27 protein-coding genes are annotated in these 24,719 nt (G+C 61.9%); 4 read left to right on the top strand and 23 right to left on the bottom strand.

Annotation, left to right across the window (positions count from 1 at the left end; all coding sequences use genetic code 11):
* Positions 1 to 13 precede the first annotated feature (13 nt).
* The 10 genes from era to rpoE all read right to left on the bottom strand — a co-directional run bounded on the left by era (position 14) and on the right by rpoE (position 8,623).
* The gene (gene era, locus JY500_RS14870) at positions 14 to 922 is read right to left on the bottom strand and encodes a GTPase Era (RefSeq protein ID WP_172197902.1); all 909 of its coding nucleotides are present in this window, start codon (positions 920 to 922) and stop codon (positions 14 to 16) included.
* Positions 919 to 1,590: a ribonuclease III gene (rnc, locus tag JY500_RS14875; RefSeq protein ID WP_206253622.1), complete on the bottom strand. Its 672-nt coding sequence runs from the start codon at positions 1,588 to 1,590 to the stop codon at positions 919 to 921. Before rnc ends, era begins: the two co-directional genes overlap by 4 nt.
* 3 nt (positions 1,591 to 1,593) lie before the next feature.
* Positions 1,594 to 1,965 carry a DUF4845 domain-containing protein gene (locus JY500_RS14880; RefSeq protein ID WP_206253623.1) on the bottom strand — a complete coding sequence of 124 codons (372 nt, stop codon included), beginning with the start codon at positions 1,963 to 1,965 and terminating at the stop codon, positions 1,594 to 1,596.
* Between the two features lie 16 nt (positions 1,966 to 1,981).
* Positions 1,982 to 2,770, bottom strand: a complete 789-nt coding sequence (gene lepB / locus JY500_RS14885; protein ID WP_206253625.1) for a signal peptidase I — start codon at positions 2,768 to 2,770, stop codon at positions 1,982 to 1,984.
* Positions 2,771 to 2,793: 23 nt separating this feature from the next.
* Positions 2,794 to 4,590 (bottom strand): translation elongation factor 4, encoded by a 1,797-nt coding sequence (gene lepA, locus JY500_RS14890; protein ID WP_206253627.1) that lies wholly within the window; start codon positions 4,588 to 4,590, stop codon positions 2,794 to 2,796.
* A 93-nt stretch (positions 4,591 to 4,683) separates the two neighbouring features.
* The gene (locus JY500_RS14895) at positions 4,684 to 6,081 is read right to left on the bottom strand and encodes a DegQ family serine endoprotease (protein ID WP_206253628.1); all 1,398 of its coding nucleotides are present in this window, start codon (positions 6,079 to 6,081) and stop codon (positions 4,684 to 4,686) included.
* 32 nt (positions 6,082 to 6,113) lie between these two features.
* Positions 6,114 to 6,545: a SoxR reducing system RseC family protein gene (locus tag JY500_RS14900; RefSeq protein ID WP_206253635.1), complete on the bottom strand. Its 432-nt coding sequence runs from the start codon at positions 6,543 to 6,545 to the stop codon at positions 6,114 to 6,116.
* Entirely contained in the window at positions 6,542 to 7,513 is a 972-nt protein-coding gene (locus JY500_RS14905; protein ID WP_206253641.1) for a MucB/RseB C-terminal domain-containing protein, read from the bottom strand. The genes JY500_RS14900 and JY500_RS14905 overlap by 4 nt, the downstream gene beginning before the upstream one ends.
* Positions 7,510 to 8,016, bottom strand: coding sequence for a sigma-E factor negative regulatory protein (locus tag JY500_RS14910; protein WP_206253642.1), 507 nt, complete (start codon positions 8,014 to 8,016; stop codon positions 7,510 to 7,512). Before JY500_RS14910 ends, JY500_RS14905 begins: the two co-directional genes overlap by 4 nt.
* A 7-nt stretch (positions 8,017 to 8,023) precedes the next feature.
* On the bottom strand, positions 8,024 to 8,623 hold the full coding sequence (gene rpoE / locus JY500_RS14915; RefSeq protein WP_172197871.1) for an RNA polymerase sigma factor RpoE: 600 nt from the start codon (positions 8,621 to 8,623) through the stop codon (positions 8,024 to 8,026).
* 222 nt (positions 8,624 to 8,845) lie between these two features.
* Between rpoE and nadB the strand changes: the two genes are divergently transcribed.
* On the top strand, positions 8,846 to 10,462 hold the full coding sequence (nadB, locus tag JY500_RS14920) for an L-aspartate oxidase (protein WP_206253644.1): 1,617 nt from the start codon (positions 8,846 to 8,848) through the stop codon (positions 10,460 to 10,462).
* On the opposite strand, the gene JY500_RS22450 is transcribed toward nadB, so the two are convergent.
* The 9 genes from JY500_RS22450 to JY500_RS14960 form a co-directional block, all read right to left on the bottom strand.
* The gene (locus JY500_RS22450) at positions 10,407 to 10,874 is read right to left on the bottom strand and encodes a protein YgfX (protein ID WP_425493184.1); all 468 of its coding nucleotides are present in this window, start codon (positions 10,872 to 10,874) and stop codon (positions 10,407 to 10,409) included. The genes nadB and JY500_RS22450 overlap by 56 nt on opposite strands.
* Positions 10,875 to 10,891: 17 nt before the next feature.
* Positions 10,892 to 12,130 carry a beta-ketoacyl-ACP synthase II gene (gene fabF, locus JY500_RS14925; protein WP_172197860.1) on the bottom strand — a complete coding sequence of 413 codons (1,239 nt, stop codon included), beginning with the start codon at positions 12,128 to 12,130 and terminating at the stop codon, positions 10,892 to 10,894.
* Positions 12,131 to 12,169: 39 nt separating this feature from the next.
* Complete coding sequence (gene acpP / locus JY500_RS14930; protein ID WP_172197857.1) at positions 12,170 to 12,406, bottom strand: acyl carrier protein; 237 nt, start codon at positions 12,404 to 12,406, stop codon at positions 12,170 to 12,172.
* Positions 12,407 to 12,513: 107 nt separating this feature from the next.
* Positions 12,514 to 13,260 carry a 3-oxoacyl-ACP reductase FabG gene (gene fabG / locus JY500_RS14935; RefSeq protein WP_172197854.1) on the bottom strand — a complete coding sequence of 249 codons (747 nt, stop codon included), beginning with the start codon at positions 13,258 to 13,260 and terminating at the stop codon, positions 12,514 to 12,516.
* Positions 13,257 to 14,198, bottom strand: coding sequence for an ACP S-malonyltransferase (gene fabD, locus JY500_RS14940; RefSeq protein WP_206253645.1), 942 nt, complete (start codon positions 14,196 to 14,198; stop codon positions 13,257 to 13,259). Before fabD ends, fabG begins: the two co-directional genes overlap by 4 nt.
* Before the next feature lie 17 nt (positions 14,199 to 14,215).
* Positions 14,216 to 15,178, bottom strand: coding sequence for a beta-ketoacyl-ACP synthase III (locus tag JY500_RS14945; RefSeq protein WP_172197848.1), 963 nt, complete (start codon positions 15,176 to 15,178; stop codon positions 14,216 to 14,218).
* On the bottom strand, positions 15,175 to 16,200 hold the full coding sequence (gene plsX / locus JY500_RS14950; RefSeq protein ID WP_206253652.1) for a phosphate acyltransferase PlsX: 1,026 nt from the start codon (positions 16,198 to 16,200) through the stop codon (positions 15,175 to 15,177). Before plsX ends, JY500_RS14945 begins: the two co-directional genes overlap by 4 nt.
* Positions 16,201 to 16,274: 74 nt before the next feature.
* Positions 16,275 to 16,454, bottom strand: coding sequence for a 50S ribosomal protein L32 (gene rpmF / locus JY500_RS14955; RefSeq protein ID WP_172197842.1), 180 nt, complete (start codon positions 16,452 to 16,454; stop codon positions 16,275 to 16,277).
* Between the two features lie 55 nt (positions 16,455 to 16,509).
* Complete coding sequence (locus JY500_RS14960; RefSeq protein WP_206253658.1) at positions 16,510 to 17,028, bottom strand: YceD family protein; 519 nt, start codon at positions 17,026 to 17,028, stop codon at positions 16,510 to 16,512.
* Positions 17,029 to 17,102: 74 nt separating this feature from the next.
* Here JY500_RS14960 and JY500_RS14965 point away from each other — a divergent pair, with 74 nt between their 5' ends.
* Both JY500_RS14965 and JY500_RS14970 read left to right on the top strand, forming a co-directional pair.
* Entirely contained in the window at positions 17,103 to 17,681 is a 579-nt protein-coding gene (locus JY500_RS14965; protein ID WP_206253660.1) for a Maf family protein, read from the top strand.
* Positions 17,681 to 18,388: an SAM-dependent methyltransferase gene (locus JY500_RS14970; protein ID WP_206253661.1), complete on the top strand. Its 708-nt coding sequence runs from the start codon at positions 17,681 to 17,683 to the stop codon at positions 18,386 to 18,388. Before JY500_RS14965 ends, JY500_RS14970 begins: the two co-directional genes overlap by 1 nt.
* A 27-nt stretch (positions 18,389 to 18,415) precedes the next feature.
* Here JY500_RS14970 and JY500_RS14975 read toward each other — a convergent pair whose 3' ends face one another.
* The 4 genes from JY500_RS14975 to JY500_RS14990 are packed head-to-tail and all read right to left on the bottom strand — an operon-like array spanning position 18,416 to position 21,297.
* Positions 18,416 to 19,348, bottom strand: coding sequence for a S49 family peptidase (locus JY500_RS14975; protein WP_172197830.1), 933 nt, complete (start codon positions 19,346 to 19,348; stop codon positions 18,416 to 18,418).
* Positions 19,345 to 19,698 (bottom strand): Rieske (2Fe-2S) protein, encoded by a 354-nt coding sequence (locus JY500_RS14980; protein ID WP_206253662.1) that lies wholly within the window; start codon positions 19,696 to 19,698, stop codon positions 19,345 to 19,347. Before JY500_RS14980 ends, JY500_RS14975 begins: the two co-directional genes overlap by 4 nt.
* Complete coding sequence (locus tag JY500_RS14985) at positions 19,677 to 20,336, bottom strand: HAD-IA family hydrolase (protein ID WP_206253663.1); 660 nt, start codon at positions 20,334 to 20,336, stop codon at positions 19,677 to 19,679. The genes JY500_RS14980 and JY500_RS14985 overlap by 22 nt, the downstream gene beginning before the upstream one ends.
* A complete protein-coding gene (locus JY500_RS14990; RefSeq protein WP_172200645.1) occupies positions 20,329 to 21,297 on the bottom strand; it encodes an RluA family pseudouridine synthase in 969 nt (322 codons plus the stop codon). Before JY500_RS14990 ends, JY500_RS14985 begins: the two co-directional genes overlap by 8 nt.
* A 368-nt stretch (positions 21,298 to 21,665) precedes the next feature.
* Between JY500_RS14990 and JY500_RS14995 the strand changes: the two genes are divergently transcribed.
* Positions 21,666 to 24,629: an Rne/Rng family ribonuclease gene (locus JY500_RS14995; RefSeq protein WP_206253664.1), complete on the top strand. Its 2,964-nt coding sequence runs from the start codon at positions 21,666 to 21,668 to the stop codon at positions 24,627 to 24,629.
* Positions 24,630 to 24,719 lie beyond the last annotated feature (90 nt).

Below are 24,719 nucleotides of genomic sequence, written 5' to 3' on the forward strand. Positions count from 1 at the left end.
TCGGTGCGAAGTGTTATTCGATACCGAGACTCTTGAGCGCACGCTCATCATCCGCCCAACCGCCTTTGACCTTCACCCACACCTCAAGGTAGACGGGGCCGCCGAACAGTTTCTCCAAATCGACACGCGCCTCGGACGACACGCGTTTGAGCTTTTCACCACCGCGTCCAATGACCATGGCCTTGTGGCTCGGCCGATCGACGATGATGGCTGCAAAGATGCGACGCACCGGCCCGTCGATCTCGAACTTTTCGATTTCGACCGCCAAGCCATAAGGCAGCTCTTCGCCAAGCAGGCGGAAGAGCTTCTCCCGAATGAACTCAGCAGCAAGAAAGCGTTCGCTTCGATCGGTGATGTCGTCTGCATCGAAAATCGCCGGCTGCTCTGGGAGCAGTGGCCCACATGCCTTCAACAGCTCGTCTGCGTTCGCACCAGTTTCAGCGGACAAAGGGACGACCGCGGCAAATTCTCGCTCTGCCGCGACGGTTGCGATGAATGGGAGCAACTGACGTTTATCCGCAATCCGGTCCACCTTATTGATGACCAGTACCACGGGAATCTGCGACGGAAGCAGTTCCATGACTGCGCGATCAGCCGCAGTCAGCTTCCCGGCTTCGATAACGAAGAGCACAACGTCCACATCACCAAGCGCTTGCGTAACGCTGCGGTTCATCGCGCGATTGAGGGCGTTCGAATGCTGTTTCTGAAAGCCCGGCGTATCGACAAACACAAACTGGTGTGTATCGTTGGTCAGCACACCATTTACCCGATGCCGCGTCGTCTGCGCCTTGCGTGAGGTAATGCTGATCTTCTGGCCGATCAAATGGTTCAGCAGCGTCGACTTGCCAACGTTCGGCCGACCAACAATCGCGAGAAAACCCGTACGGAATCCGTTTGCGTCCGGCGCCTGAAGCTCTGTCATAGTTTCTCGATCCGATCCAGCGCTGCGCGCGCAGCCTGCTGTTCCGCCGCGCGACGACTCGCGCCACGGCCCTTTGTTTCTAGCATCAGGGCCGGGATCCGGCATGACACTTCAAATTCCTGCGCATGCGCTTCTCCGCGCACTTGCGCCATTTCGTAGTTCGGCAACGGGTGACGGCGTGCCTGCAGCCACTCCTGCAGCGCAGTCTTCGGGTCCTTGCCGGCAGTACGCGGGTCGATCGCAGCGATCGATTCAGCATACAAGCGATCAATAACACCGCTCGCCGCGTCAAATCCGGCATCAAGAAAGATTGCGCCAAACACGGCCTCGAGCGCGTCTGCGAGGATCGATGGACGCCGATGCCCACCACTGCGCAGCTCGCCTTCACCCAAGCGCAAGAGGTCTCCGAGCGACAAGCTCAGGGCGTGAGCGTGAAGCGCATCCTGTTTGACCAGCCCAGCCCGCAAGCGGGACAAGGTGCCTTCATCAAGCTCCGGGAAGCGATCGAACAGCGCGCGCGCAACGACACAATTCAGAACCGAGTCACCGATGAACTCAAGTCGCTCGTTGTGGGGCGTCCCAAAGCTTCGGTGCGTCAACGCTTGGGCAAGCAGCGCTGGGCTCGAGAAATGATACCCAAGCGCCTCCTGAAACCCGGCACGGCTCATGGGCTATTGGCTGGCAGCAGCATTTGTGGTGCTTGACGCCGAAAACTGAAAGAGCAGCGAAACATTTGCAACGACAGGAATCGTTCGCTGCCAGTCGGCCGATATGACCCAACGACCATTTTCCTTGCTGATGACCAAGTCCTCTTTACGCACCGAATTAATGTCCTCAGCGCCGGACCTACGATCAAACAGAATTCGGATCGTTTCGGGGCTCGTCGCCTCTGCGCTAGACGCCAATCCAGAAAGGGCCTTTTTAACGGCAAAGTACTCTGTATACACGGGAACAATTCGCATCCCAAGTATTAGCGCTCCAAGAATCAACGCCGCCGAAATTAGCGCGCCGATCAAGGAGATCCCTTGCTGACGATTTCGCATCAATCGCTCCCGACGATTAGTGAAAGGATCCGATTCGGGAGAGATCGCCGAAATGGAACCAGATGAAGAAAGCCTTGCCCCGCAGATTTGCGTCCGGCACGAAACCCCACACCCGAGAGTCGGAACTCTGGTCGCGGTTGTCGCCCATCATGAAGTAGTGCCCAGCCGGCACGGTGCATCGCAGGCCTTCAACAGTATAGACACAGTTCTCACGCCCCGGATAAGGCAGGGTTTGACTCACGAACGGTGGCGCATCCGCGTCGTTGAGCATCTGGTGTTCGACGCTACCGATCTTTTCCACATAGCGATGTGAATACTGCAGACGGTCGGTATGCAGGTAGTCCTCGATTTGCTTGACGGCGATTTCTTCGCCATTAACGCGCAAGCGTTTGTTGATGTATTCGACCTTGTCACCGGGGAGGCCGATTACCCGTTTGATGTAGTCCTGCGAAGGATTCTGCGGGTACCGGAAAACAACCACGTCGCCGCGCTTCGGCGAACCCGAGTCGATGATCTTCTTGTCGATCACCGGCAGGCGAATACCATAGGCGAATTTGTTGACAAGGATGAAGTCCCCAACCAGCAGCGTCGGAATCATCGAGCCAGACGGAATACGGAAGGGCTCAACGAGAAACGAACGCAGCAGAAAGATCGCAAGGAGGATCGGAAAGAAGCCGGCGCCCCACTCAACCCAGACCGGCTCCGGCGTGCCCTGCGGCCGCTTTTTTCGGAACACAAATCGGTCCGCGCACCACAAGGCGCCGGTCAAGACGGACAGCACGAACAGAATCAACGCAAAATCCACGACCTCTCCTGACTCTTCGGGGGTTATTTGTTGTCTTCGACGCGCAGCACGGCGAGGAACGCCTCCTGCGGAATCTCAACGTTACCGACCTGTTTCATGCGGCGCTTGCCCTCTTTTTGCTTCTCGAGGAGCTTCTTCTTTCGCGTGATATCGCCGCCGTAGCACTTGGCCAGCACGTTCTTGCGAAGCGCCTTGATCGTTTCGCGAGCGATGATGTGCGATCCGATTGCCGCCTGCACCGCGACATCGAACATCTGGCGCGGAATCAGCTCGCGCAGCTTGGCGGCCAGTTCACGACCACGGTACTGCGAATTAGCGCGGTGCACGATGACCGACAATGCATCGACCTTTTCGCTTGAGACCAGGATATCGAGCTTCACCACGTCAGCGGTTCGGTACTCCTTGAAGTCATAATCGAGCGACGCATAGCCCCGCGAGACGGACTTCAGCTTGTCGAAAAAGTCCATCACCACTTCAGCCATCGGCATGTCGTAAATCAACTTCACCTGACGGCCGTGGTAGTGCATATCGACCTGGTTACCGCGCTTCTGGTTGCACAGTGTGATCACGGGCCCAAGGTAATCCTGCGGCACGAAGATCGTTGCCGTGATGATCGGCTCACGGATTTCTTCGATCTTCGAGATCTCAGGTAGCTTTGACGGGTTCTCGACCTTGATAACTTCACCACTGTTAAGCACGACCTCGTAAACCACGGTCGGCGCCGTGGTAATCAGGTCCATGTCGAATTCGCGCTCGAGGCGTTCCTGGACGATCTCCATGTGCAACAAGCCAAGGAATCCGCAGCGGAAACCAAAACCCAGCGCCTGCGACACTTCCGGTTCGTACTGAAGCGATGCGTCGTTGAGCTTCAGCTTTTCCAGCGATTCGCGCAGTTGGTCATACTCGCTGGCTTCAACCGGATAAAGCCCGGCGAACACCTGCGGCTTGATCTCCTTGAAGCCGGCCAGCGCTTCGCTCGCCGGTTTGTTCGCGACCGTGATGGTGTCGCCCACCTTTGCGGAAGTCAGTTCCTTGATGCCCGCGATAACGAAGCCGACCTCTCCGGCCGACAACTGATCCCGAGAAATCGACTTCGGCGTGAACACACCGACCTGCTCGCACAGATGCTGCGCGCCGGTGCTCATGAAGAGGATCTTGTCCTTCGGACGCAGCACCCCATCGACAACCCGCACCAACATCACGACACCAACGTAGTTATCGAACCACGAGTCGATGATGAGTGCCTTGAGCGGCGCATCAGCCTTCCCGCGCGGCGCGGGCACCTTGGCAATGATCGCCTCAAGAATCTCGTCGATGCCCATGCCGGTCTTGGCCGAGCACGGAATCGCCTCGGTCGCGTCGATGCCGATCACGTCCTCGACCTCTTGGCGCGCGGTGTCCGGGTCCGCGGAAGGCAGATCCATCTTGTTCAGAACCGGCACGACTTCAACACCCTGCTCAATCGCGGTGTAGCAGTTCGCAACGGTCTGCGCCTCAACGCCCTGAGACGCATCAACGACCAGCAGCGCCCCCTCGCAGGCCGCCAGCGAGCGGCTGACTTCGTACGAGAAGTCCACATGCCCCGGGGTGTCGATCAGGTTCAGGTTATAGACTTGGCCGTCCTGCGCGCGGTAACTCAGCGCCGCAGTCTGTGCCTTGATCGTGATGCCGCGCTCACGCTCGATATCCATCGAATCTAGTACCTGCGCCTCCATCTCGCGATCGGAGAGGCCCCCGCAGCGCTGGATGAGCCGGTCGGCAAGGGTCGACTTGCCATGGTCGATGTGGGCGATGATCGAGAAGTTTCTGATGTGCTGCATGCCACGAAAAAAGGGTGCGTTGCCGCACCCTTCTCTGGAATCCATCGGGTTGGAGAACGCGCGAGTATAGCCGATCCACTCAGCCGCGTCGGTTTACGGCTGCTCGGGCACGCGCAGGCTGACGAAACTCTGGGTGTCACCGCGCTTGACCAGCAGGGACACGCTCTCGCCCCGCTCCACCGTTGCCACGAATCGATTGAACTGCTCAACGTTGCGGAATTCGACCGGCAGGCCCTTGCGTGTCGCCGAAACAATCAGATCGCCGCCCTGCAACTGCGCGCGGGCGGCGAGCCCCTTGGCATCCTTGATCGCAACGCCGCCGTCACTCTTGAAGTGACGCTTCTGTTCGGACGTCAACGGCCCGACGACGAGGCCCAGCCGATTCGCCCCAGCAGGCTCGACACGCTTGGACGGCGGCTTCTTCGGTGTCGGCGACTCCTCAGCGAACTCATCGACAACCAACGCCACATCGCGAACCGCCCCTTTGCGCCAGACCTGCATCGAAGACCGGGCGCCAGGTCGAGTACCACTGACAATGCGCGGCAGATCCGACGAACCATTTACCGCCTTGCCGTCGAACCGCAGAATCACGTCGCCGATCGCGACACCCGCTTTGTCCGCCGGCCCACCCTTTTCCACTTCGCTCACCAGCGCACCCTGCGGCGTCTTCAAAGCAAAGCTGTCTGCCACATCCTTGGTGACCTCCTGAATCACGACACCGATGCGCCCTCTTGTTACCTTTCCGGACGTCCGCAGCTGGTTGTGCACATCCATCGCCACGTCAATCGGGATCGCAAACGAAAGGCCCATGAACCCGCCGGTCTCGCTGTAGATCTGCGAGTTGATACCGACGACCTCACCCCTCAGGTTGAACAGCGGGCCGCCAGAGTTACCCGGGTTGATTGCGACGTCGGTCTGAATGAAGGGCACCAGGGATTCATCCGGCAGCGAACGCCCCTTGGCACTGACGATACCGGCGGTAACGGTGTGGTCGAAGCCAAACGGCGAGCCGATTGCTACCACCCAATCGCCGACGCGTAGTTTGCCCGGATCCCCAATTGCAACCTTGGGCAAACCGGTCGCTTCGATCTTGATCACCGCCACATCGCTGCGACGATCCGCACCAATCAAACGAGCGCGAAATTCACGCTTGTCGGTCAGCCGCACCAGGATCTCGTCGGCATCCTCGACCACATGTGCATTGGTCAGGATGTAGCCGTCTGCCGAAACGATGAAGCCGGACCCCATCGAATCGCCCTCCTCGCCGTCGCGCGGAATCTGGGGGTGCTTCGGCATGAAACGGCGGAACCATTCCTGCATCGGGTCACGTGCATCAGACTTTGCACGCGGGCGAATCTGCTCGGAACTGACATTGACCACCGCAGCGGCGGAGCGATCGACCAAGTCCGCCAACTCAGGTAGGTCGCGCGCCTGCACGGCCGTCGCCCCAATGAGGACCAACAGCAAGGCGATATGACGCAGAACGTTCATGTACTTCTCTGGCAGCAACATCGCAGCCCCCATCAATGCGATATCGACGATTCGACCACGCGCACCGCAAGCCCGCCTGCCAGCCGTCGACGCGCAAGGAATGCAGCGCCAACGGAGAAAGCCGCCAAGCCCAACGCGGCACCAAGAACCGCGCCGGTATCGCCTACATACTGTTCGCCGATCGCGCCACCCACAAGCAGGCCCAGCAATGGCAAACCGTAAGCCAGTGTAGCCGCCAGCAAGGGGGCTCGCGGTTCGACGGCAACCTCAACCTCGGACCCGGGCGTGAGTGGGCGATCGGTCACGACGCTGTAGCTGCTGCAGCGCCCGCCAAAAAGCTTTCCGAGCACGTCACTGCCGCAACCGCCGGTCTCCGAACACCGCCCGCACCCCCCGTCGCCGCCAACCTTTACCACGGCCGTGGCGCCTTCAACGCGCAACACGATTGCTTTACGGGTATTCATTTCTGCCGGATCTCAACCGATTCGGCCAGCCGCCGCACCGATTCCGGCGGCACTTCACCCAAAGCAGTCACCAGGTACTGCGAACCAATCAAGCGTTTGAAAATTCGAGTCGGCCCGGCCGCACTCTCGCCACCAACCGGGGCCTTTCGTCCGGAGGATAGCGGCTCGACAAACACCGAGATCGTTGCCAAACCATCGGAATACACAAGATGGATCGCATCGGCACCACCGTCCTTGACCTGGCGGCGCACCGTGCTGATCGGGCGAAACCCGGGCAATAAGCCACGGCATGTTACGCCCGCCTCCTCGGGGGTTACCGCCACGCCGCGCGCGTTAACTTCCCGCCAACCACTGGCCGTTGCGGCATAACGCGAGCGCACCTTGTCACGCTCGATCAGGCCGCCGATCGTCACGTCGGAAAACGCAAACTGTTCGACCAGGGCGCCCGCGGCGTCAAGCATGCGCGACTTCAGCATCAGCCCACTGCCCGGCTCCACCCAGAATGTATGGCCGTATCGAAATCCATCGCGCGGCTCGAGCACGATCTGCTGCGCTGGCAAACCTGCCACGCGATCGAGTGTTCCGAGGCGAAGGCTATAGTTGGCCATCAGCTGATCCGGCGACACGTGCGCCCACGCCGGAAAGCGACGCGGCATCGCATGGTCCGCGATGATCATCTTCTCCTGCGGGAGATAGAACCGCACCTCACCGTTACTCCGCACGATTTCGCGCGGAGCGCCGTCCAGCGTCTCCAGACGTTCGTACTCACCTGTCGCATCGGTAATGTGCGCAATGCGGGAGGTCTCGGTTGTCCGGCCGGATTGATAAACGAACGTGCCCGCGTAGTTGAGCGTCTGCGACGCAGCGCTCACTTTGGCAAGCCAGGCAATGGCGTCTTGCGGCGAACTGGCGTGCGCCAAGCCGCCCAACAATAGCAGTAGGGCGCCAACCCAAGCCCTGCCGATCATTGAACCCCGTCCCCAACCTGCTCGGCAGCAGTACGCATGTAGTAGCCGACGCCAGGTACGGCCTGAGCACCCGCATAGCCGTGATGCGCAAGCAGGTAGGCACGATCTGCATCACCGACGGACACTGCGTGCGCCTGCCCCGCAGCGCGTGCCACGCGAGCCGGCTCTGCAGCCGGCTCGACACGCAAGCCGAGCCAGGCCACCACGGCAACGCCCGCAACTGTCGCTGCGATCGGCAAGAGGGTGTCGAGCGCAGATCGGCGTTTGGCGACAGCCGCACTGGCGGCAGGAGCAAGAACGGTAGGTTCGGCTTCGAGCCGCTCCATTAACTTCGCGGTGAAGTCGCTGGATAATTCTGTTTCGCCGCGTAGCGCGTCGCCGATCAAGGCGTACTCATCCCAGCATTCGCGCAACGCCGGATCCGTTTTCGTCCGCGACAAAATCGCCTGCACGCCCGTTGGCTCCAACTCGCCATCCAGCAGGGCGGAAATCTGCTGTTTCATGTCTCACTCACCATCGTTTTTCCGGACTTGTATCGAGCAAGGGGCGCAGGCGCTCGGCAATCGCCTCACGCGCCCTGAAAATGCGCGATCGCACGGTACCGATCGGACATCCCATCACCGTCGCAATCTCGTCGTAACTCAAGCCTTCAATCTCGCGCAGCACGATCGCCGTGCGCAACTCCTCCGGCAACGCTTCCATCGCGACGTTCACCGTTTCACCAATCTGCTTGGTCGCAAGCAGGCGCTCCGGCGTGTCGTAGTCGCGCAGCAAATCACCGTCGTCGTAGTTCTCTGCCTCGTCGGCATCAATATCAGTCGAGGTCGGCGCACGCCGCCCCTGCGATACGAGGTAGTTCTTCGCCGTGTTGATGCCGATACGGTACAGCCACGTATAAAACGCACTGTCGCCACGGAACGAGGGCAGTGCGCGATATGCCTTGATGAAGGCCTCTTGCGCAACGTCCTCGACTTCCGCCGGATCGCGGATCATTCGAGACAGCAAACGGGCAAGCTTGCGCTGATACTTGGACACAAGCAGCCCGAAGGCATGCTTGTCGCCGCGTTGCGCACGCTCGACCAACTGCTGGTCTATCTGACGATCACTCATGGGACGGGGTATTTTCTGGATTGGTTCGCGCTCTGGGCGGCGCCGATCCAGTATACCCCAGCCCCTGAAGGCGACAGCTTATGCGTCCATTGACCCGACGGGCGCAGAATAGTTCAGCCGGCATCATGGGTATTGCTGCCACCCGACGCCGGCACCTCAAGGGAGCGCGTGATATATTCGGCCGTCCCTATCTGGCGGCGCCTTCCGCGCGCCCTGACCGCCGTGCTCCAGTTCGATGTCCTGATCCTTGGCAGCGGCCTTGCTGGCCAATCGCTCGCACTCCGTCTCGCCGACCATCATTCCGTAGCGCTGGTTACAAAGTGCCAGCTTGAAGACGGCGCCAGTTCTTGGGCGCAGGGCGGCATTGCCGCGGTCGTCGACCCGATGGACTCAACCGAGTCCCATGCACGCGACACCCACATTGCCGGCGCGGGCATTTGCGACGATGGAGCCACCCGCTTCGTTGTCGAACATGGACGGGAGGCCATCCAATGGCTGGCGGAGCAAGGCGTCCCCTTCACACCAGCGGAAGAAGGCCCGCTTCACATGCACTTGACGCGCGAAGGCGGCCACAGCCACCGGCGCATCGTTCATGTGGCGGATGCTACCGGCGCCGCCGTGCAGGAGACGCTGACACAGAAGGTTCGCGCACATCCGAACATTCGCGTCTTCGAACACCACATCGCCGTCGATTTGATCGTCGGGCATCGCCTGGGCCGAGCAGACCAAGGCTGCCTTGGCGCTTACATTCTCGACATCGCTGAAGATCACGTCGTCACCTTCGCGGCACGCCATACGGTGGTGGCCACAGGTGGTGCAGGCAAGGTCTACCTCTATACGACCAATCCGGATACGGCGACCGGTGACGGTATTGCCATGGCCTGGCGCGCGGGTTGTCGCGTTGCGAACATGGAATTCATCCAGTTCCATCCGACCTGCCTCTACCACCCGCAGGCTAAATCCTTCCTGATTTCAGAAGCGGTTCGCGGCGAAGGCGGTCTGCTGAAATTGCCTGACGGCACGCGCTTCATGCTGCAGCACGACCCACGAGGCGAACTGGCGCCGCGCGACATTGTCGCGAGAGCGATCGACTATGAAATGAAGCGGCACGGACTGGACTGCGTCTATCTGGACATCAGCCATCGCCCGACCGAGTTCATCACCACGCACTTCCCGACGATCTATGCGCGCTGCCTTGAGCTCGGCATCGACATCACGAAGGAACCCATTCCCGTCGTACCCGCCGCGCACTACACCTGTGGCGGAGTGCTGACCGATTTGCGCGCACGAACCGATCTGCCCGGCCTTTACGCAATTGGCGAAACCGCCTGCACCGGCCTGCACGGCGCCAACCGCCTCGCAAGCAACTCTCTGCTTGAATGCGTCGTTTTTGGTGAGGCCGCCGCGGCCGACATTCTGGCCCACCCAAGGGCGATCGCCGAGGGGCTGCCGGAATGGGACGAAAGCAAGGTTACCGATGCCGACGAAGCAGTCGTGATTGCCCATAACTGGGATGAACTGCGCCGCTTCATGTGGGATTACGTCGGAATCGTCAGGACAACCAAACGACTGCAGCGCGCCCAACACCGGATCGCCCTGCTGCGTCGCGAGATCGACGAGTACTACGCAAATTTCCGTGTCAGCAATGACCTGATCGAACTTCGCAACCTGGTTGTAAGCGCCGATCTGATCGTTCGCGGTGCGCTCTCACGCAAGGAGAGCCGCGGTCTACACTACAGCCGCGACTATCCGGAAACGCTGCCGAAGGGCAAACCGACCGTCCTCAGGAATCCGCGCTGGCCGTCCGGCTTGGTTCGCTGGATATCCGCTCGCGACTGAAGGCCCGCCAGCGCAACCAGGCACGTAGCAATCGCCACTCGCTGGCCGGCATGGCGGATGCGACAAGCCACAGCCGGTGACGCTTGCCTGTTGCCAGTTCCTGCCAACACAAAGCGAGAAACCAGCCGCCATCCCGAGTGGTTCGGCAAAACACGATCGGCAAGAACTGGCCGTCTGAGGCCAAGGCTTCCGCCGACCCGTCATCGTGAAGGCGCAAAGACGCGCCGCCGGTAGCGGACCGCCGCCTCCACGCAAGGAACGCCGAGCCCGCGATGATCGGGATACCAAACCAGCGCAGCATGCCATCCACGCCAGGGTAGAAAAGCAAAAGCAGCGCCGTGACGTGGAATGCCACGAGCGCCACCCCAAAAAGCAAAGAGGCCCGCAGCCGTATATCGCCTGCGAGCCTCATCTCAGCGTGGACGCCGACTAAACGCGACGGAAGATCAGCGTTGAGTTTGTGCCACCAAAACCGAACGAGTTAGACATCGCTGCGCGAATAGTCATCGGCCGTGCCTGCTTCGGCACATAGTCGAGGTCACAGCCTTCGCTTGGCGTCTCGAGGTTGATGGTCGGTGGCGCCACCTGGTCGCGAATTGCGAGCGTGGTAAATACCGCCTCGATACCCCCGGCAGCACCCAGCAGATGACCCGTCATCGACTTGGTCGAGCTAACCGAGAGCTTGTAGGCATGCTCACCGAAGCAGCGCTTCACTGCCGTCGTCTCGGCCAAGTCGCCGAGCGGCGTGGATGTGCCATGTGCATTGACGTAGTCGATTTCGTCGAGCTCCGTCTTGGCGTTACGCAAGGCATTGCGCATGCTGCGCGAGGCGCCTTCACCGTCCTCGCAAGGCGCAGTGATGTGGTTCGCATCCGCACTCATGCCGTAACCGGCCAGCTCGGCGTAGATCTTTGCGCCGCGAGCCTTGGCATGCTCGTACTCTTCGAGCACCAGAACACCGGCGCCTTCGCCGAGCACGAAACCATCGCGACCAGCATCCCAAGGGCGGCTCGCCGCGGTTGGGTCATCGTTGCGGCACGACAAGGCACGCGCAGCACAGAAGCCACCCATACCAAGGAAGGAAACGGTCCCTTCGGCTCCGCCGGCAACCATGATGTCCGCATCGCCGTACTCGATCAGGCGCTGAGCCTCACCAATTGCGTGATTACCTGTCGCGCAGGCACTCACGGTGGCGAAGTTCGGCCCCTTGAAGCCGTACTGAATCGACAGCAGCCCGGAGATCATGTTGATGATCGAACCCGGCACAAAGAACGGCGAGATCTTGCGCGCGCCGCCCTCCAGCGTTGCGTTGTGCGTGTCTTCTATCATCGGCAGACCGCCGATGCCCGAACCGATGCACACGCCGATACGCTCTGCGTTGTCTGGATGCTCCCCGAGCCCTGCGTCCTTGAGCGCGTCGATTGCCGCGGCCAGGCCGTAGTGGATGAACTTGTCGTAACGGCGCGCTTCCTTACCGGAAACGTACGCCGTCACGTCAAAGTTCTTGACCTCGCCGGCAATCTGCACCGGTAAGGTCGACGCATCGAAACGAGTGATGCGGGTGATGCCGGAACGCCCATTAAGGATGTTGTCCCAGGCTTCGGAGATGGAATTACCGACCGGACTGATGATACCGAGACCGGTGATGACGACTCTACGACCGCCCAAAGTGCGCTCCGGATCGAGTTACGAGGTTAAAAACTACGACTACTTCTTGTTGGCAACGACGTAGTCGATTGCCTGCTGAACGCTGGTGATCTTCTCGGCTTCTTCGTCCGGAATCTCGCACTCGAACTCTTCTTCGAGGGCCATGACCAGTTCAACGGTGTCCAGCGAGTCAGCGCCCAGATCGTCCACGAAGGAAGACTCGTTCTTGATGTCAGCCTCGTTGACGCCGAGTTGTTCGGCAACGATCTTCTTGACGCGTTGTTCGATGTTCTCCATTGACCACTCCTTCTCTAAATTCGGGGGTGAATAACCCCACTATTTTACCAAAAAGAAACCATAAAATGCGGGCATCTGCCCATCCTGCCTAGGCACTCACCAGGTGCTTATGACATGTACATTCCGCCGTTCGCGTGCAGCGTAACGCCGGAAACATAGCTGGCTGCGGGAGAGGCCAAGAACGCCACCGCAGCGGCAATCTCTTCAGGACGCCCGAGTCGCCCAAGGGCAATCTGACCAAGCAGGGCGTCGCGCTGCTCATCCCCAAGCGCGCGCGTCATGTCGGTATCAATGAAACCCGGCGCAACACAGTTCACGGTGATGTTCCGGCTCCCAAGCTCACGCGCCAGGGCACGCGTCATGCCGGCAACGCCCGCCTTTGCGGCCGCGTAATTCGCCTGCCCGGCATTACCGGAGGACCCAACCACCGAGGTGATGTTGACGATGCGGCCATAGCGCGCCTTCATCATCGCGCGCATGACAAGTTTGGACATACGGAAAACGGCCTTGAGATTGGTGTCGATCACCGCATCCCACTCGTCGTCCTTCATCCGCATCGCGATGTTGTCGCGCGTGATGCCGGCGTTATTCACCAACACCGACACCGCACCGAACTCCTTCTCGATCCGAGCCAGCGCAGCTTCGCAATCCGCGGCATCGGTAACATTCAGGCGCAAGCCGGTACCCTTGATACCGGCCTCGGCGAGGGCCGCCGAGATCGCTTCGGCCCCGGAATCCGACGTCGCAGTACCAATGACGACCGCACCTTGGCGCCCAAGCTCAAGCGCAGTCGCACGCCCGATGCCGCGACTCGCGCCGGTTACCAGCGCAATTTGCCCTTCAAGTGCCATCATGCTGCAGCCCCTTTGGTCACTTCGAGAATCTTTGCCAGTGTGTCCGCATCCGAGATTGCAAGTGCCTCCGGACCCGCGCCACAGCGCTTCACCAGCCCCATCAGCACCTTGCCGGGGCCGCATTCGACGACTTGTGTGACACCATGGGCGGCCAGGGCCTGCACCGTCTCGATCCAGCGAACCGGAGAGTAAGCCTGGCGCACCAGCGCATCCTTGATGCGAACCGGATCCGACTCGATTGCGACGTCGACATTGTTGACGACGCGGATTGCAGGCGTGCGAACGTCGACCGTCTGCAACGCCAGCGCAAGACGCTCAGCAGCAGGACGCATCAGGGCACTATGAAAAGGGGCGCTGACCGGAAGCGGCAACGCACGCTTCGCGCCTCGCGCCTTGGCAGCCTCGCAGGCTCGCGCAACCGCGCCAGCATGGCCGGCGATCACAATTTGCCCCGGGTCGTTGAGGTTAGCCGCGGCAACCTCTTCGCCTTGCGCAGCCTCGGCGCAGGCTTCAGCCACCAATTCCGGCGACAACCCGAGAATCGCCGCCATACCGCCCGTACCGGCCGGCACAGCATCCTGCATGGCCTGTGCGCGCAAACGCACCAGACGCACCGCATCCGCAAGCTCAAGTGCGCCTGCCGCGACCAGGGCGGAATACTCGCCAAGACTGTGACCCGCGACGACAGTCGGCGTCGCGCCACCCGCGGCACGCCATGCGCGCCAGACTGCGACGCCGGCGGTCAACATCAGCGGCTGCGTATTGACCGTCAGCGACAGCCGCTCGGCTGGGCCTTCGGCAGCCATCGCCCAGAGGTCCTCACCAAGCGCGGCGGACGCTTCGGCAAACGTCGCGCGAATCACTTCGGACTCGCCATACGCCGCCATCATGCCGACCGACTGCGACCCCTGGCCGGGAAAGACAAAAGCAAAACTCATCGCACCCTCACTCGGTATTACAGGCGCAGCAGCGCTGCACCCCAGGTAAAGCCACCGCCCACACCCTGCAACATCACGCTCTGCCCCGGCCGCACACGACCATCCCGCACCGCTGCGTCGAGCGCGAGCGGCACGGACGCCGCCGACGTGTTGCCGTGCCGGTCGACGGTGACGATCACCTTTTCAAACGGCAAATGCAGGCGCTTGGCGGTCGCCTGAAGAATCCGGATATTCGCTTGATGCGGGATCAGCCAATCGAGTTGCTCGGCCGTCATGCCGGCCTGTTCGAGCACTTCATGGGCAATATCGCCCAGCACGCGAACGGCCACCTTGAAGACCGCAGCGCCGTCCATGTGAATAAACGGCGAGCCCTCGACATGACCATCGCGGATATTGCCCGGCACCTCGAGGATCTCGTGCAGACTGCCGTCTGCATGCAGCGCAGTCGCGAGCAGGCCAGGCGTTTCCGACGCCTCAAGCAACACAGCGCCTGCACCATCGCCAAACAGAACGCAGGTACGGCGGTCCTCCCAGTCGATGATGCGGGAAAACACTTCAGCACCAATAACGAGCGCGCGACGATTCGAGCCGGAGCGGATGAACTTGTCCGCAATCGTCAGGGCGTAGACGAAGCCGCTGCAGACCGCCTGCACGTCAAAGGCCGGAAACCCTGACACCCCGAGCTCCGCCTGAATCAGGCAGGCTGTGCTCGGGAACACTTTGTCCGGCGTGGAGGTGGCGACGATGATCAAATCGACGTCGGCGGCCGTGCGCCCCGCCGCCTCGAGCGCACGACGTGCAGCCTCTGCACCCAGCACACTCGAAGTAACGCCGGCGGGCGCGAGGTGGCGGGACCGAATACCTGTACGTTCGATGATCCAGCTATCGGACGTGTCGATGCCACGTGCCACCAGATCATCATTGGTGACGGGATCTCCCGGCAGCACGCTGCCTGTACCCACGACCCTGGAATAGATCACTGCGTCACTCCTTCTGCTGCAAGGTGCGCGCTGACGCGCGCGGTGATGCGATCGACAACCTGATTGCGTGCGGCATCCGCCGCGCGGCGGAGCGCTTGTTCAAACGCAAACGCATCGGCGGAACCATGACTCTTGAACACGACCCCGCGCAGCCCAAGGAGTGCGGCACCGTTGTATCGCCGATGATCAACGCGCTGCTTGAAGTGACGCAGAGCCGGGATTGCCAGTAGCGCGACCAGCCTCGTGTACAGGTTGCGCTTGAGTTCTTGCTTGAGCGTGGTCGCCATCATTTGCGCCACACCCTCCGAAGCCTTCAGCGCCACGTTGCCTACAAAACCATCGCAGACAACCACATCGGTGGTCGCCTTGTAGATGTCATTACCCTCAACGTTGCCGTAGAAGTTGAGCCCGCTGCCGCGCAGCAACTCTGCCGCTTGCTTGACGACCTCGTTGCCTTTGATCTCTTCCTCGCCGATGTTGAGCAACCCAACCGTGGGGCGCTCCTTGTGCTCAAGCGCGGAAACGAGCATGGCCCCCATGATGCCGAACTGGAGCAGGTGTTCGGCGGTGCAATCGACGTTGGCACCGAGGTCGAGCACGTAGGTGTGACCATCCAGCGCAGGCAGAATCGTCGCGATTGCCGGCCGGTCGATGCCATTGATGGTTTTCAGAACGAAACGCGCGATCGCCATCAACGCCCCGGTATTGCCCGCCGACACCGCAGCTTGCGCATCGCCAGACTTGACCTGGTCGATCGCAACGCGCATCGACGAGTCTTTCTTGGCGCGCAAAGCGCTTGCGGGCGCTTCGTGCATTTCAACGACTTGCGTCGCCGGCACAAAACGGGCACGACCAGGGAATTCGCCAGCCAGCCTAGAAGCTTCCGCTTCGATGGCTTCGGGCAGACCGACCAGCAGTACGCTGGCGTATGGATCGTCGCGCAGGAACTGGCGGGCTGCGGGCAGTGTGACCGAAGGGCCAAAATCACCGCCCATACAGTCGATCGCGAGCGTTACCTGCATCGATAGTGACTGGTGGGTAGGGACGAACGAAAACGGCGCCAGGCACTCTGGCGCCGTTTTCGTCGAAGAGGGAATTATTCGCCCTTAGCCTTCATGACCTTGCGGCCACGGTACACGCCAGACGGCGACACATGGTGGCGCAGGTGCACTTCACCGGTGGTCGGTTCGACGGCAGTCGCGGGACCGGTCAGAAAATCGTGGGCACGATGCATGCCGCGCTTCGACGGCGACTTTTTGTTCTGTTGAACAGCCATTTGATGCTCCTTCGCTCAATTTCAGTAATCAGACCCGCCGAAAACCGGATCGGGCTCAAACTTTCTTTCCCGCCCCGCGCAGGTTCGCCAGCGCGGCGAAGGGCGACGCGCTGTCGTCCCGTTCGCGGGGTTGCGGGGTTTCACACACCTCATGTCGCGGCGAGATCGGCAACGCCAGCAGCAGCTCATCCTCGACCAAGGCCAGCACATCGAGATTGCGCTCGGCGTGAATCGGATCGAAGGAGTCATCCTCCAGCTCGTCATCCGGCATCGGCTGCCCGAGCGGAACAAGCAGGAATCGAACATCCAACGCCAGATCAAGCGCAAGCGGCGCAAGGCACCGCTGACATTCAACCCGAGGCTTCGCTTCGATTGAGACCAGCAGAAACCGGTCGTCACCGACCTCGCTTCCGACCACCTCAACCTGAACCGAGCCCTGCGTATCCACCAACTCTGCACGCAAACGCGAGAGTGCGGAAATCTCGACTGCACCCGCGAGACGCTCGCCGCGCCGCGCGAATTCGAGCGGATCGGCAATCAACCACGAGGCAAAACCAGCCTGCTGTTGCGACATAAACGAGCAATGATATTATCCAAGACCCTTTCTGTCAAAGGCGAATCGCCGCCGCCGGCGACACGCCCGCTCCGATGCGCACAATTGTCCTGGCCTCCACCTCCCGCTATCGCCGCGAACTGCTCGCAAGACTTGAACTTCCGTTCGTAACCGACAAGCCGGACACCGACGAAACGCCACTCGCTGGCGAAGCGCCAGTCGAAACAGCGATTCGCCTCGCCGAAGCCAAGGCGCGCGCGGTCGCCGCACGGCACCCGGACGCCCTGATCATCGGCTCTGATCAAGTGGCCAGCGTTGGAGATGAGCGCTTTGGCAAGCCAGGCACCGTAGAACGGGCGATTGCCCAACTGAAGCAGATGAGCGGCAGATCCATCATCTTCCATACCGCCGTAAGCCTGCTCGACACGAACACCGGGCATGCTTCGACACTATGCGTGCCCACCGAGGTCGGTTTCCGGCACCTCAGCGACGCAGAGATTGAGCGTTACGTCTCACGGGAGATGCCACTGGATTGCGCCGGCAGCGCAAAATCCGAAGCCCTGGGAATCACGCTGCTCGACCACATCCGCGGCGACGATCCGAATGCGCTGGTCGGCCTGCCGATGATTGCGCTGTGCCGCCTGTTGCGCGAAGCCGGGATCCAGACGATCTGATGCCCGGCACCCTCTTCCTGCTGCCTGTCGCGCTCGGCCCCGCGGACTCAGACGCGCTTCACCCGCCTGCGACGCTCAGAACCACTCATCTGCTGCGGCACTTCGTGGTAGAGAACGCCAAAAGCGCGCGCGCCGAACTGAAACGCATCGGCCATCCGCAACCGCTGCAAGCGCTGGATGTTCGAGAACTGCCGAAGACCCCAACCGATGCCGACCTGAGCGCCCTGCTCGCCCCAGCCCTCGCAGGGCAGGACATCGGCCTGATGTCCGAAGCGGGCTGCCCAGCCGTCGCAGACCCCGGTGCCTTGTTGGTCCGGCAAGCCCATCGGCTTGGCATTCGCGTAGCACCCCTAGTCGGCCCATCGTCTCTGCTGCTCAGCCTGATGGCCTCCGGGCTCAACGGCCAGAGCTTTGCGTTCCATGGCTATTTGCCGGTGAAGGAAGCCGAACGTGCGGCCGCGCTGCGCGAACTCGAAAAGGAGTCGCGTCGCTTCAAGCGCACGCAACTCTTCATCGAGACGCCGTACCGTAACCAGGCGATGTTTGCGGCCCTGCTTGCCGGCCTTTCGGCGGAAACGCAGCTTTGCGTCGCGCGCGAACTGACGACAGCTGGCGAATGGATCGCCACGCGCAGCATCGCAAGCTGGAAAAAAAGTGAGGCGCCCGATCTGGATCGGCGCCCCACGGTATTCCTGTTCCTCGCCTAGCGGCCGGGCCGGCCGCCGAAGAAACGCTCAGCGATAGCGGGTCTCGACCATCCCCTCAGAGAAGGCTTGCGCCGCAACGCCGCCAAGCCGGCGCGCAAGGCGCTCAAAAGTCGGCTCACGCTCGGTGTAGTCGCGCAGCTTCTCGGCCTTGATCACATCTCGCGCCACCGAACTGACCGTCCCGGTCGCATCGGCGAGGCCGAGTTCGATGCTCTTCTGGCCAGTCCAGACCAGCCCCGAGAATGTCTCCGGGGTTTCCTTCAGGCGCTTGCCACGACCTTTGCGCACCGCATCGATGAACTGCGAGTGAATCTCTTGCAACATCGCGTTGGCGTGCTCGACATGGCGCGGCACTGACGGCGAGAACGGATCGAGGAACGCCTTGTTGTCCCCCGCCGTATAGACGCGCCGCTCGACGCCGAACTTCTGCATCGCCTCGGTAAAGCCAAAGCCGTCCATGATCACGCCGATCGAACCGATCAGGCTCGCTTTGTCGACGTAGATCTTATCCGCAGCGGCCGCAACGTAGTAACCGCCCGAAGCACACAACTCCTCAACCACCGCATACACCGGCAGTGCAGGCTTTGTCGCCTTGAGGCGCTTGATTTCGTCGTAGATCGCGCCGGCTTGCACCGGGCTACCGCCCGGGCTGTTGATCTTGATCACCACGCCCTTGACAGCGTCGTTCTTGAACGCCTCACGCAGCGCGGTATTTACGCGCGCCGCGCTCGCGGGGTTGTTCGCCGCGATAACACCATCCAGCTCGATGACCGCTGTATGCGGGTGACCATCAACGCCTTCCGGGCTGCGGCCCGACCACATGATCCAGAGAAACACGCCGAAATACGCCACGCCCAGCAGCTTGAAGAAAATGCCCCAACGGCGCCGGCGGCGCTGCTCCTTGAGCGCCTCGGTGGCGAGATCTTCGATCAGCTTGCGTTCCCAGACTTGTTCACTCATGCAGTTTTCTCAAGGAGGTAGATATGCCCATCGCGCTCGATCACATCGAGCTTCGGCAGACGGCCGCCGCGACACGGGCCGGCCAGACAATGCCCACCGACCGGGTCGTACAACGCACCGTGCGTTGCACAAATCAAGTATAAGCCCGAGTCATCGAAGAACTTGCCCGGTTGCCAGTCCAACTCAACCGGCACATGCGCACACCGGTTGATGTACGCCCGCACCTCACCCCGGTAGCGCACGACAAAACCGGTCTCGTCACCAAAAGCCGTGCGTAGCGGGAAGCGCACGCCATCGCCCCCCTCCTGAACCTCTCCGCTCGTGCAGATCAGGCGTTCGCTGCCAGCCATGCATCGAGCTCCGCAACGGAATGCACCAAACCAAGCGGCGCAAGGGCGTCGAGCACATCGAGCGGGTGCGCGCCGTAGGTCACGCCAACCGCTGGCGTGCCGGCGTTTTGCGCCATCAGCAAGTCATGCGTCGTATCGCCGATCATCAAGGTGCGCTCTGGCGAGACGGCAAATTCGTCGATCAATTCGAGCAGCATCGCCGGGTGCGGTTTCGAGAATGTTTCGTCCGCCGTGCGCGAGCCGTGGAAGCGCGCACCCAGGCCGCTCGCAGCAAAAGCGCGATCAAGCCCGGCGCGGCTCTTGCCGGTGGCCACAGCAAGACCGTAGCCCTCAGCCGCCAAGCGATCGATCAGCGCCGGCACGCCGTCGAACAGCACCAGTTCGCCGTCGCGCGCGAAATAGTGGTGGCGATAACGCTCAACCATTCTCGGATAGTCGGCCGGGTCGAGTGTTGGCACCGCCGTATGCAACGCGTCGTTCAAGCCCAGGCCGATGACGTGGCTCGCCTGAGCACGATCGGGCACCGGCAAACCCAGATCCGCGCACGCAGCCTGAATCGCTGCGACGATCGTGGCAGTCGAATCCATCAAAGTGCCATCCCAGTCGAATACGACCAGGTCAAACCGGCGTTCAGCCATAGCTACGCGCCTCCTTCTCATCAAGGCGCGCCACGAAAGCGGCTAACTCATCCGGCAGCGGCGCGGAGAGCGCAAGGGGCTCGCCGGTAACCGGATGCGGCACAACCAGGCTCGCCGCATGCAGGAACATGCGCTTCAGACCTTCCTTCTGCAGCGCCTTGTTCAGCGCGAAGTCGCCGTATTTATCGTCACCCGCCAAGGGGAAGCCAAGATGAGTCAGGTGCACCCGGATCTGGTGCGTCCGGCCGGTCTTGATCTGCACCTCGACCAGACTGAAACGCTCCCAGCGCGCCACGAGCCGTACGATGCTGTGCGAAGCCTTGCCATCCTTATCCACCGTAACGCGCCGCTCGCCTTCTTCGGTCAGGTACTTGGTGAGAGCAAGCTTGATGTGCTGAACCGGGTTCGGCCACTTGCCAACCACCAGCGCCAGATAGCGCTTGTCCAAGCCGCCTTCGCGCAGCACATCATGCAGCTTGCTGAGCGCCGACCGCTTCTTGCCGATCAGCAGGATGCCGGAGGTCTCACGATCGAGCCGGTGCGCCAACTCGAGAAACCGCTGCTGCGGCCGCTGCTGTCGCAACTGCTCGATCACGCCAAAGCTCACCCCGCTGCCACCATGCACCGCAGTACCTGCCGGCTTGTTGATCGCCAGAAGCGCGTCGTCTTCAAACAGGATCGGGAACTCACGGCCCGGCACCGGCGCCTTGTCGGCCTTTTCAGCCAGGCGCAATGGCGGAATCCGCACCTCATCGCCCGCCGCGAGCCGGTAGGTCTGATCGATGCGCCCTTTATTCACCCGCACCTCGCCGCTGCGCAAGATTCGGTAGATCAGGCTCTTGGGCACGCCTTTGCAGACGCGGATCAGAAAATTGTCGATGCGCTGACCTGCATCGTTTTCGTCGATCAGCACTCGCTGGACGGCTGGGGGGGCGGACGGGGTTTTGCCTTGCAAGACCATGTTGAATATACTGCTTGGGTTCGTCCGGTACGTCCGGCTCGGGCCGCACCTCGCAGGATGCAGGTACGGACCAGTCGGCGATGAGCTCAGCTCCCAGAGGAACGCCAAGCCAACCGTCGCTGGAGCACAAAAGCTCGCGATGGTACCCAAAAAACACTTGACCACATAGTTGGCGCGCAACTCGCAGAATGCAAGGCCCTGAGCGGTCGGCCGAACCTCGCCGAGACTGCAGGACCGATCAGTACGAATCCCGCGACTCTTTTTGAAAACGAACCATCGCATGACAGCGTTCCCGACAATCTGAGTACGCCGTCCGAATCGGACGGTGCGGTTCGTTCTGCCCGCTTGCGCGCGGGAGAACAACACCAATGAAGCGCATGCTTTTTAATGCGACGCAGGCCGAAGAACTGCGCGTCGCGATCGTAGATGGTCAGAAATTGATCGATCTCGATATCGAATCGGCCGCCAAGGAACAACGCAAGAGCAACATCTACAAAGGCGTCGTGACACGCGTCGAGCCCAGCCTCGAAGCAGCCTTTGTTGACTATGGCGCCGAACGCCATGGCTTTCTGCCGTTCAAGGAAATTTCCCGCGCCTATTTCAAGGAAGGTGTAGAAGCTTCCCGCGCCCGCATTCAGGACGCGATCAAGGAAGGCCAGGAACTGATCGTCCAGGTTGAGAAGGACGAACGTGGCAACAAGGGCGCAGCCCTGACCACCTTCATCTCACTGGCCGGCCGCTACCTGGTGCTGATGCCGAACAACCCCCGCGGCGGTGGCGTTTCGCGCCGCGTTGAGGGTGACGACCGCGCGGAATTGCGCGACGCGCTGGATCAACTGGACGTGCCCACCGGCATGAGCATGATCGCTCGCACCGCAGCGATCGGCCGTGCAGCCGAAGAACTGCAGTGGGACCTGAACTACCTCGCCCAGCTGTGGAAAGCAATCGAAGGAGCAGCCAAGGGCCAGAGCGGCGCCTACCTGATCTATCAGGAAGGCAGCCTCGTGATCCGTGCGATCCGCGACTACTTCTCCTCCGACATCGGTGAAATCCTGATCGACACCGACGACGTGTACGAGCAGGCGCGCCAGTTCATGGCGCATGTGATGCCGACCAATGTGCATCGCGTGAAGCGCTACCGCGACGATGTTCCGCTGTTCTCGCGCTTTCAGATCGAACACCAGATCGAATCGGCGTACTCGCGCCAGGTAAATCTGCCTTCGGGCGGTGCCGTGGTGATCGACCATACCGAAGCGCTGGTCGCGGTCGACGTGAACTCGGGCCGCGCAACCCGCGGCGCGGACATCGAAGAAACCGCGCTGAAGACCAACCTCGAAGCCGCGGACGAAGTGGCCCGCCAGCTGCGCCTGCGTGACTTGGGCGGCCTGATCGTCATCGACTTCATCGACATGGAAAACCCGAAGAGCCAGCGCGAGGTGGAAAACCGCCTGCGCGACGCCCTTCGCCATGACCGCGCCCGTGTTCAGACCGGCAAGATCAGCCGCTTCGGCCTGTTGGAGCTCTCGCGTCAGCGCCTGCGCCCGGCGCTCGCCGAAACCAGTTACATCACCTGCCCGCGCTGTACCGGCACCGGCCATATCCGCTCGACCGAATCGGCTGCGCTGCACATCCTGCGCATCCTCGAAGAGGAAGCGATGAAGGAGAACACCGGCGCGCTGCACTGTCAGGTACCGGTTGATGTCGCAACCTTCCTGTTGAACGAAAAGCGCGACGACATCGCCAAGATCGAGCTGCGCCACAAGGTCAACCTGCTACTGATCCCGAACCGCCATCTGGAAACGCCGGCGCACGAGATCGTCCGTCTGCGTCACGACCAGCTGAACTCGGAAGAGCTGAACCTGCCCAGCTACAAGATGGCGCAGATGCCGGCCGACGCAACCTATGCGCCGCCGTCCGCCAACACCGAAGGCAAGCCCCCGCGCCAGGAAGCCGCGATCCGCTCGTTCACGCCGGACCAGCCGGCCCCGATCGTTGAGCCGAAGACCGAGGCCGCACCGGTCGCCCCTAGCGCGACTGTGCAGCTGGGCCCCAGCCTGTTCCAACGCATCCTGAACTGGTTCCGTGGTGGTGACGCCACCACCGCGGCGCCGGCCGCGAAGCCTGCCGAGACCAAGGACGCGGGCCGCAACGGACGTCGCAACGAGCGTAGCCGTGGCGAGCGCGGTGGCCGTGGCAACCGGGAAGAACGCGGCGAACGCGGCGAGCGCAATCGCGACGCCCAGAAAGGCCGCGACGAGCAACGCAACCGCAACGAAGCGCGTGGCGAAAAAGGCCGTGACCGCCAGGGCGCCAAGCCCGAAGCCGTTGCCGAACAGGCAACCAAGCCGCAACGCGAAGGTGGAGAACGCGGTCGTCGCGATGAAAACCGTGGCGAACGCGCGGAGAAGCCTGAGGGCCAGACGCAGGAACGCCGCGAACGCCAGCCGCGCGAGCCACGTGAACCGCGTCAGCCGCGTCAGCCGAAACCGGCCGCAACTGAAGCCGATATCGCGACCGTGATCGACACCGGCGCCATCGAAGGTGCCAGCGCCGCCCCCGAGATCGCACCGCAAGCGGATGAAGGCGAAGGCACTAGCCGCCGTCGCAACCGCCGCGGCCGCCGCGGCGGCGAACGCCGTAACAACGAAGCTGCGGCGCAGGAGCAAGGCGATAGCGCGAACCGCCCGGTCGAGATCATGTTCTATCCAACACCGGAGGCCGCCGCAGCCGCTGCGGAAGCACAAGCCGCAGCCGACGCTGCGCGCCGTGCGGAAGCCAAAGCCCGCAGAGCCGAACGTGACGCAGAGCGCCAAGCTCACCGCGAACGTCGCCAACGCCAGGCACCGGTAGAAATCATGTTCTACCCGACGCCGGAAGCCGCTGCCGCCGCTGCTGCAGCGAAAGAGGCCGCGACGACCGAAGCGCTTCCCAGCAGTGCGCCGGTGGTCGAGCCTGTCGCCGCGCCAGCCACCGCAGCAAGCGAAACCGTCGCCGTCACCGCAGTCGTTGAGGCAATCGCGAACGAGCCGGCCCCTGCCGTGGTCGAAGCGGCGCCAATCGCTCCGGTTGCGCAGGCCGAGCTTGCTCAAGAGGAACCACTGCCCGTTCGCGCGGCCGCTGCACGCACCCAGGCTCAACTGCCGTTCGACCTGAGCGCGGTGCTGAAGAGCGATGAGCTCGTCATGATCGAAACGCGCAGCGACGCACCGGCAGCACCTGCCGCCGCCCCGGTAAGCTCGGACGAAGCGCCCGCGCGTCGCCGTCGCCAACGGCCGGCGCGCCCGGTCGTCGCCGACGAGCCGCTGCAGCAAGTCGAAACGCGCAACGAGTAAACCAGCTCGGGCCGCACAAACCAAAACGCCCCGCTGTCCTCTGGTCAGCGGGGCGTTCTCATTTGAGGTCGGCACCGCAGCGCCGGTAGC

The organism is Niveibacterium microcysteis (assembly GCF_017161445.1).
Lineage (GTDB): Bacteria > Pseudomonadota > Gammaproteobacteria > Burkholderiales > Rhodocyclaceae > Niveibacterium > Niveibacterium microcysteis.

Coding starts and splice junctions, on each gene's coding strand:
- fabD (WP_206253645.1), bottom strand. CDS start 14,198: ATGAGTTTTGCTTTTGTCTTTCCCGGCCAGGGGTCGCAGTCGGTCGGC.
- acpP (WP_172197857.1), bottom strand. CDS start 12,406: ATGGAGAACATCGAACAACGCGTCAAGAAGATCGTTGCCGAACAACTC.
- rpmF (WP_172197842.1), bottom strand. CDS start 16,454: ATGGCTGTTCAACAGAACAAAAAGTCGCCGTCGAAGCGCGGCATGCAT.
- plsX (WP_206253652.1), bottom strand. CDS start 16,200: ATGCAGGTAACGCTCGCGATCGACTGTATGGGCGGTGATTTTGGCCCT.
- fabG (WP_172197854.1), bottom strand. CDS start 13,260: ATGATGGCACTTGAAGGGCAAATTGCGCTGGTAACCGGCGCGAGTCGC.
- JY500_RS14980 (WP_206253662.1), bottom strand. CDS start 19,698: ATGGCTGGCAGCGAACGCCTGATCTGCACGAGCGGAGAGGTTCAGGAG.
- JY500_RS14990 (WP_172200645.1), bottom strand. CDS start 21,297: ATGGTCTTGCAAGGCAAAACCCCGTCCGCCCCCCCAGCCGTCCAGCGA.
- JY500_RS14970 (WP_206253661.1), top strand. CDS start 17,681: ATGCCCGGCACCCTCTTCCTGCTGCCTGTCGCGCTCGGCCCCGCGGAC.
- JY500_RS14985 (WP_206253663.1), bottom strand. CDS start 20,336: ATGGCTGAACGCCGGTTTGACCTGGTCGTATTCGACTGGGATGGCACT.
- rnc (WP_206253622.1), bottom strand. CDS start 1,590: ATGAGCCGTGCCGGGTTTCAGGAGGCGCTTGGGTATCATTTCTCGAGC.
- JY500_RS14910 (WP_206253642.1), bottom strand. CDS start 8,016: ATGAAACAGCAGATTTCCGCCCTGCTGGATGGCGAGTTGGAGCCAACG.
- JY500_RS14960 (WP_206253658.1), bottom strand. CDS start 17,028: ATGTCGCAACAGCAGGCTGGTTTTGCCTCGTGGTTGATTGCCGATCCG.
- JY500_RS14880 (WP_206253623.1), bottom strand. CDS start 1,965: ATGCGAAATCGTCAGCAAGGGATCTCCTTGATCGGCGCGCTAATTTCG.
- rpoE (WP_172197871.1), bottom strand. CDS start 8,623: ATGAGTGATCGTCAGATAGACCAGCAGTTGGTCGAGCGTGCGCAACGC.
- JY500_RS14975 (WP_172197830.1), bottom strand. CDS start 19,348: ATGAGTGAACAAGTCTGGGAACGCAAGCTGATCGAAGATCTCGCCACC.
- JY500_RS14905 (WP_206253641.1), bottom strand. CDS start 7,513: ATGATCGGCAGGGCTTGGGTTGGCGCCCTACTGCTATTGTTGGGCGGC.
- JY500_RS14900 (WP_206253635.1), bottom strand. CDS start 6,545: ATGAATACCCGTAAAGCAATCGTGTTGCGCGTTGAAGGCGCCACGGCC.
- era (WP_172197902.1), bottom strand. CDS start 922: ATGACAGAGCTTCAGGCGCCGGACGCAAACGGATTCCGTACGGGTTTT.
- JY500_RS22450 (WP_425493184.1), bottom strand. CDS start 10,874: ATGAGGCTCGCAGGCGATATACGGCTGCGGGCCTCTTTGCTTTTTGGG.
- JY500_RS14995 (WP_206253664.1), top strand. CDS start 21,666: ATGAAGCGCATGCTTTTTAATGCGACGCAGGCCGAAGAACTGCGCGTC.
- JY500_RS14965 (WP_206253660.1), top strand. CDS start 17,103: ATGCGCACAATTGTCCTGGCCTCCACCTCCCGCTATCGCCGCGAACTG.
- JY500_RS14895 (WP_206253628.1), bottom strand. CDS start 6,081: ATGAACGTTCTGCGTCATATCGCCTTGCTGTTGGTCCTCATTGGGGCG.
- lepA (WP_206253627.1), bottom strand. CDS start 4,590: ATGCAGCACATCAGAAACTTCTCGATCATCGCCCACATCGACCATGGC.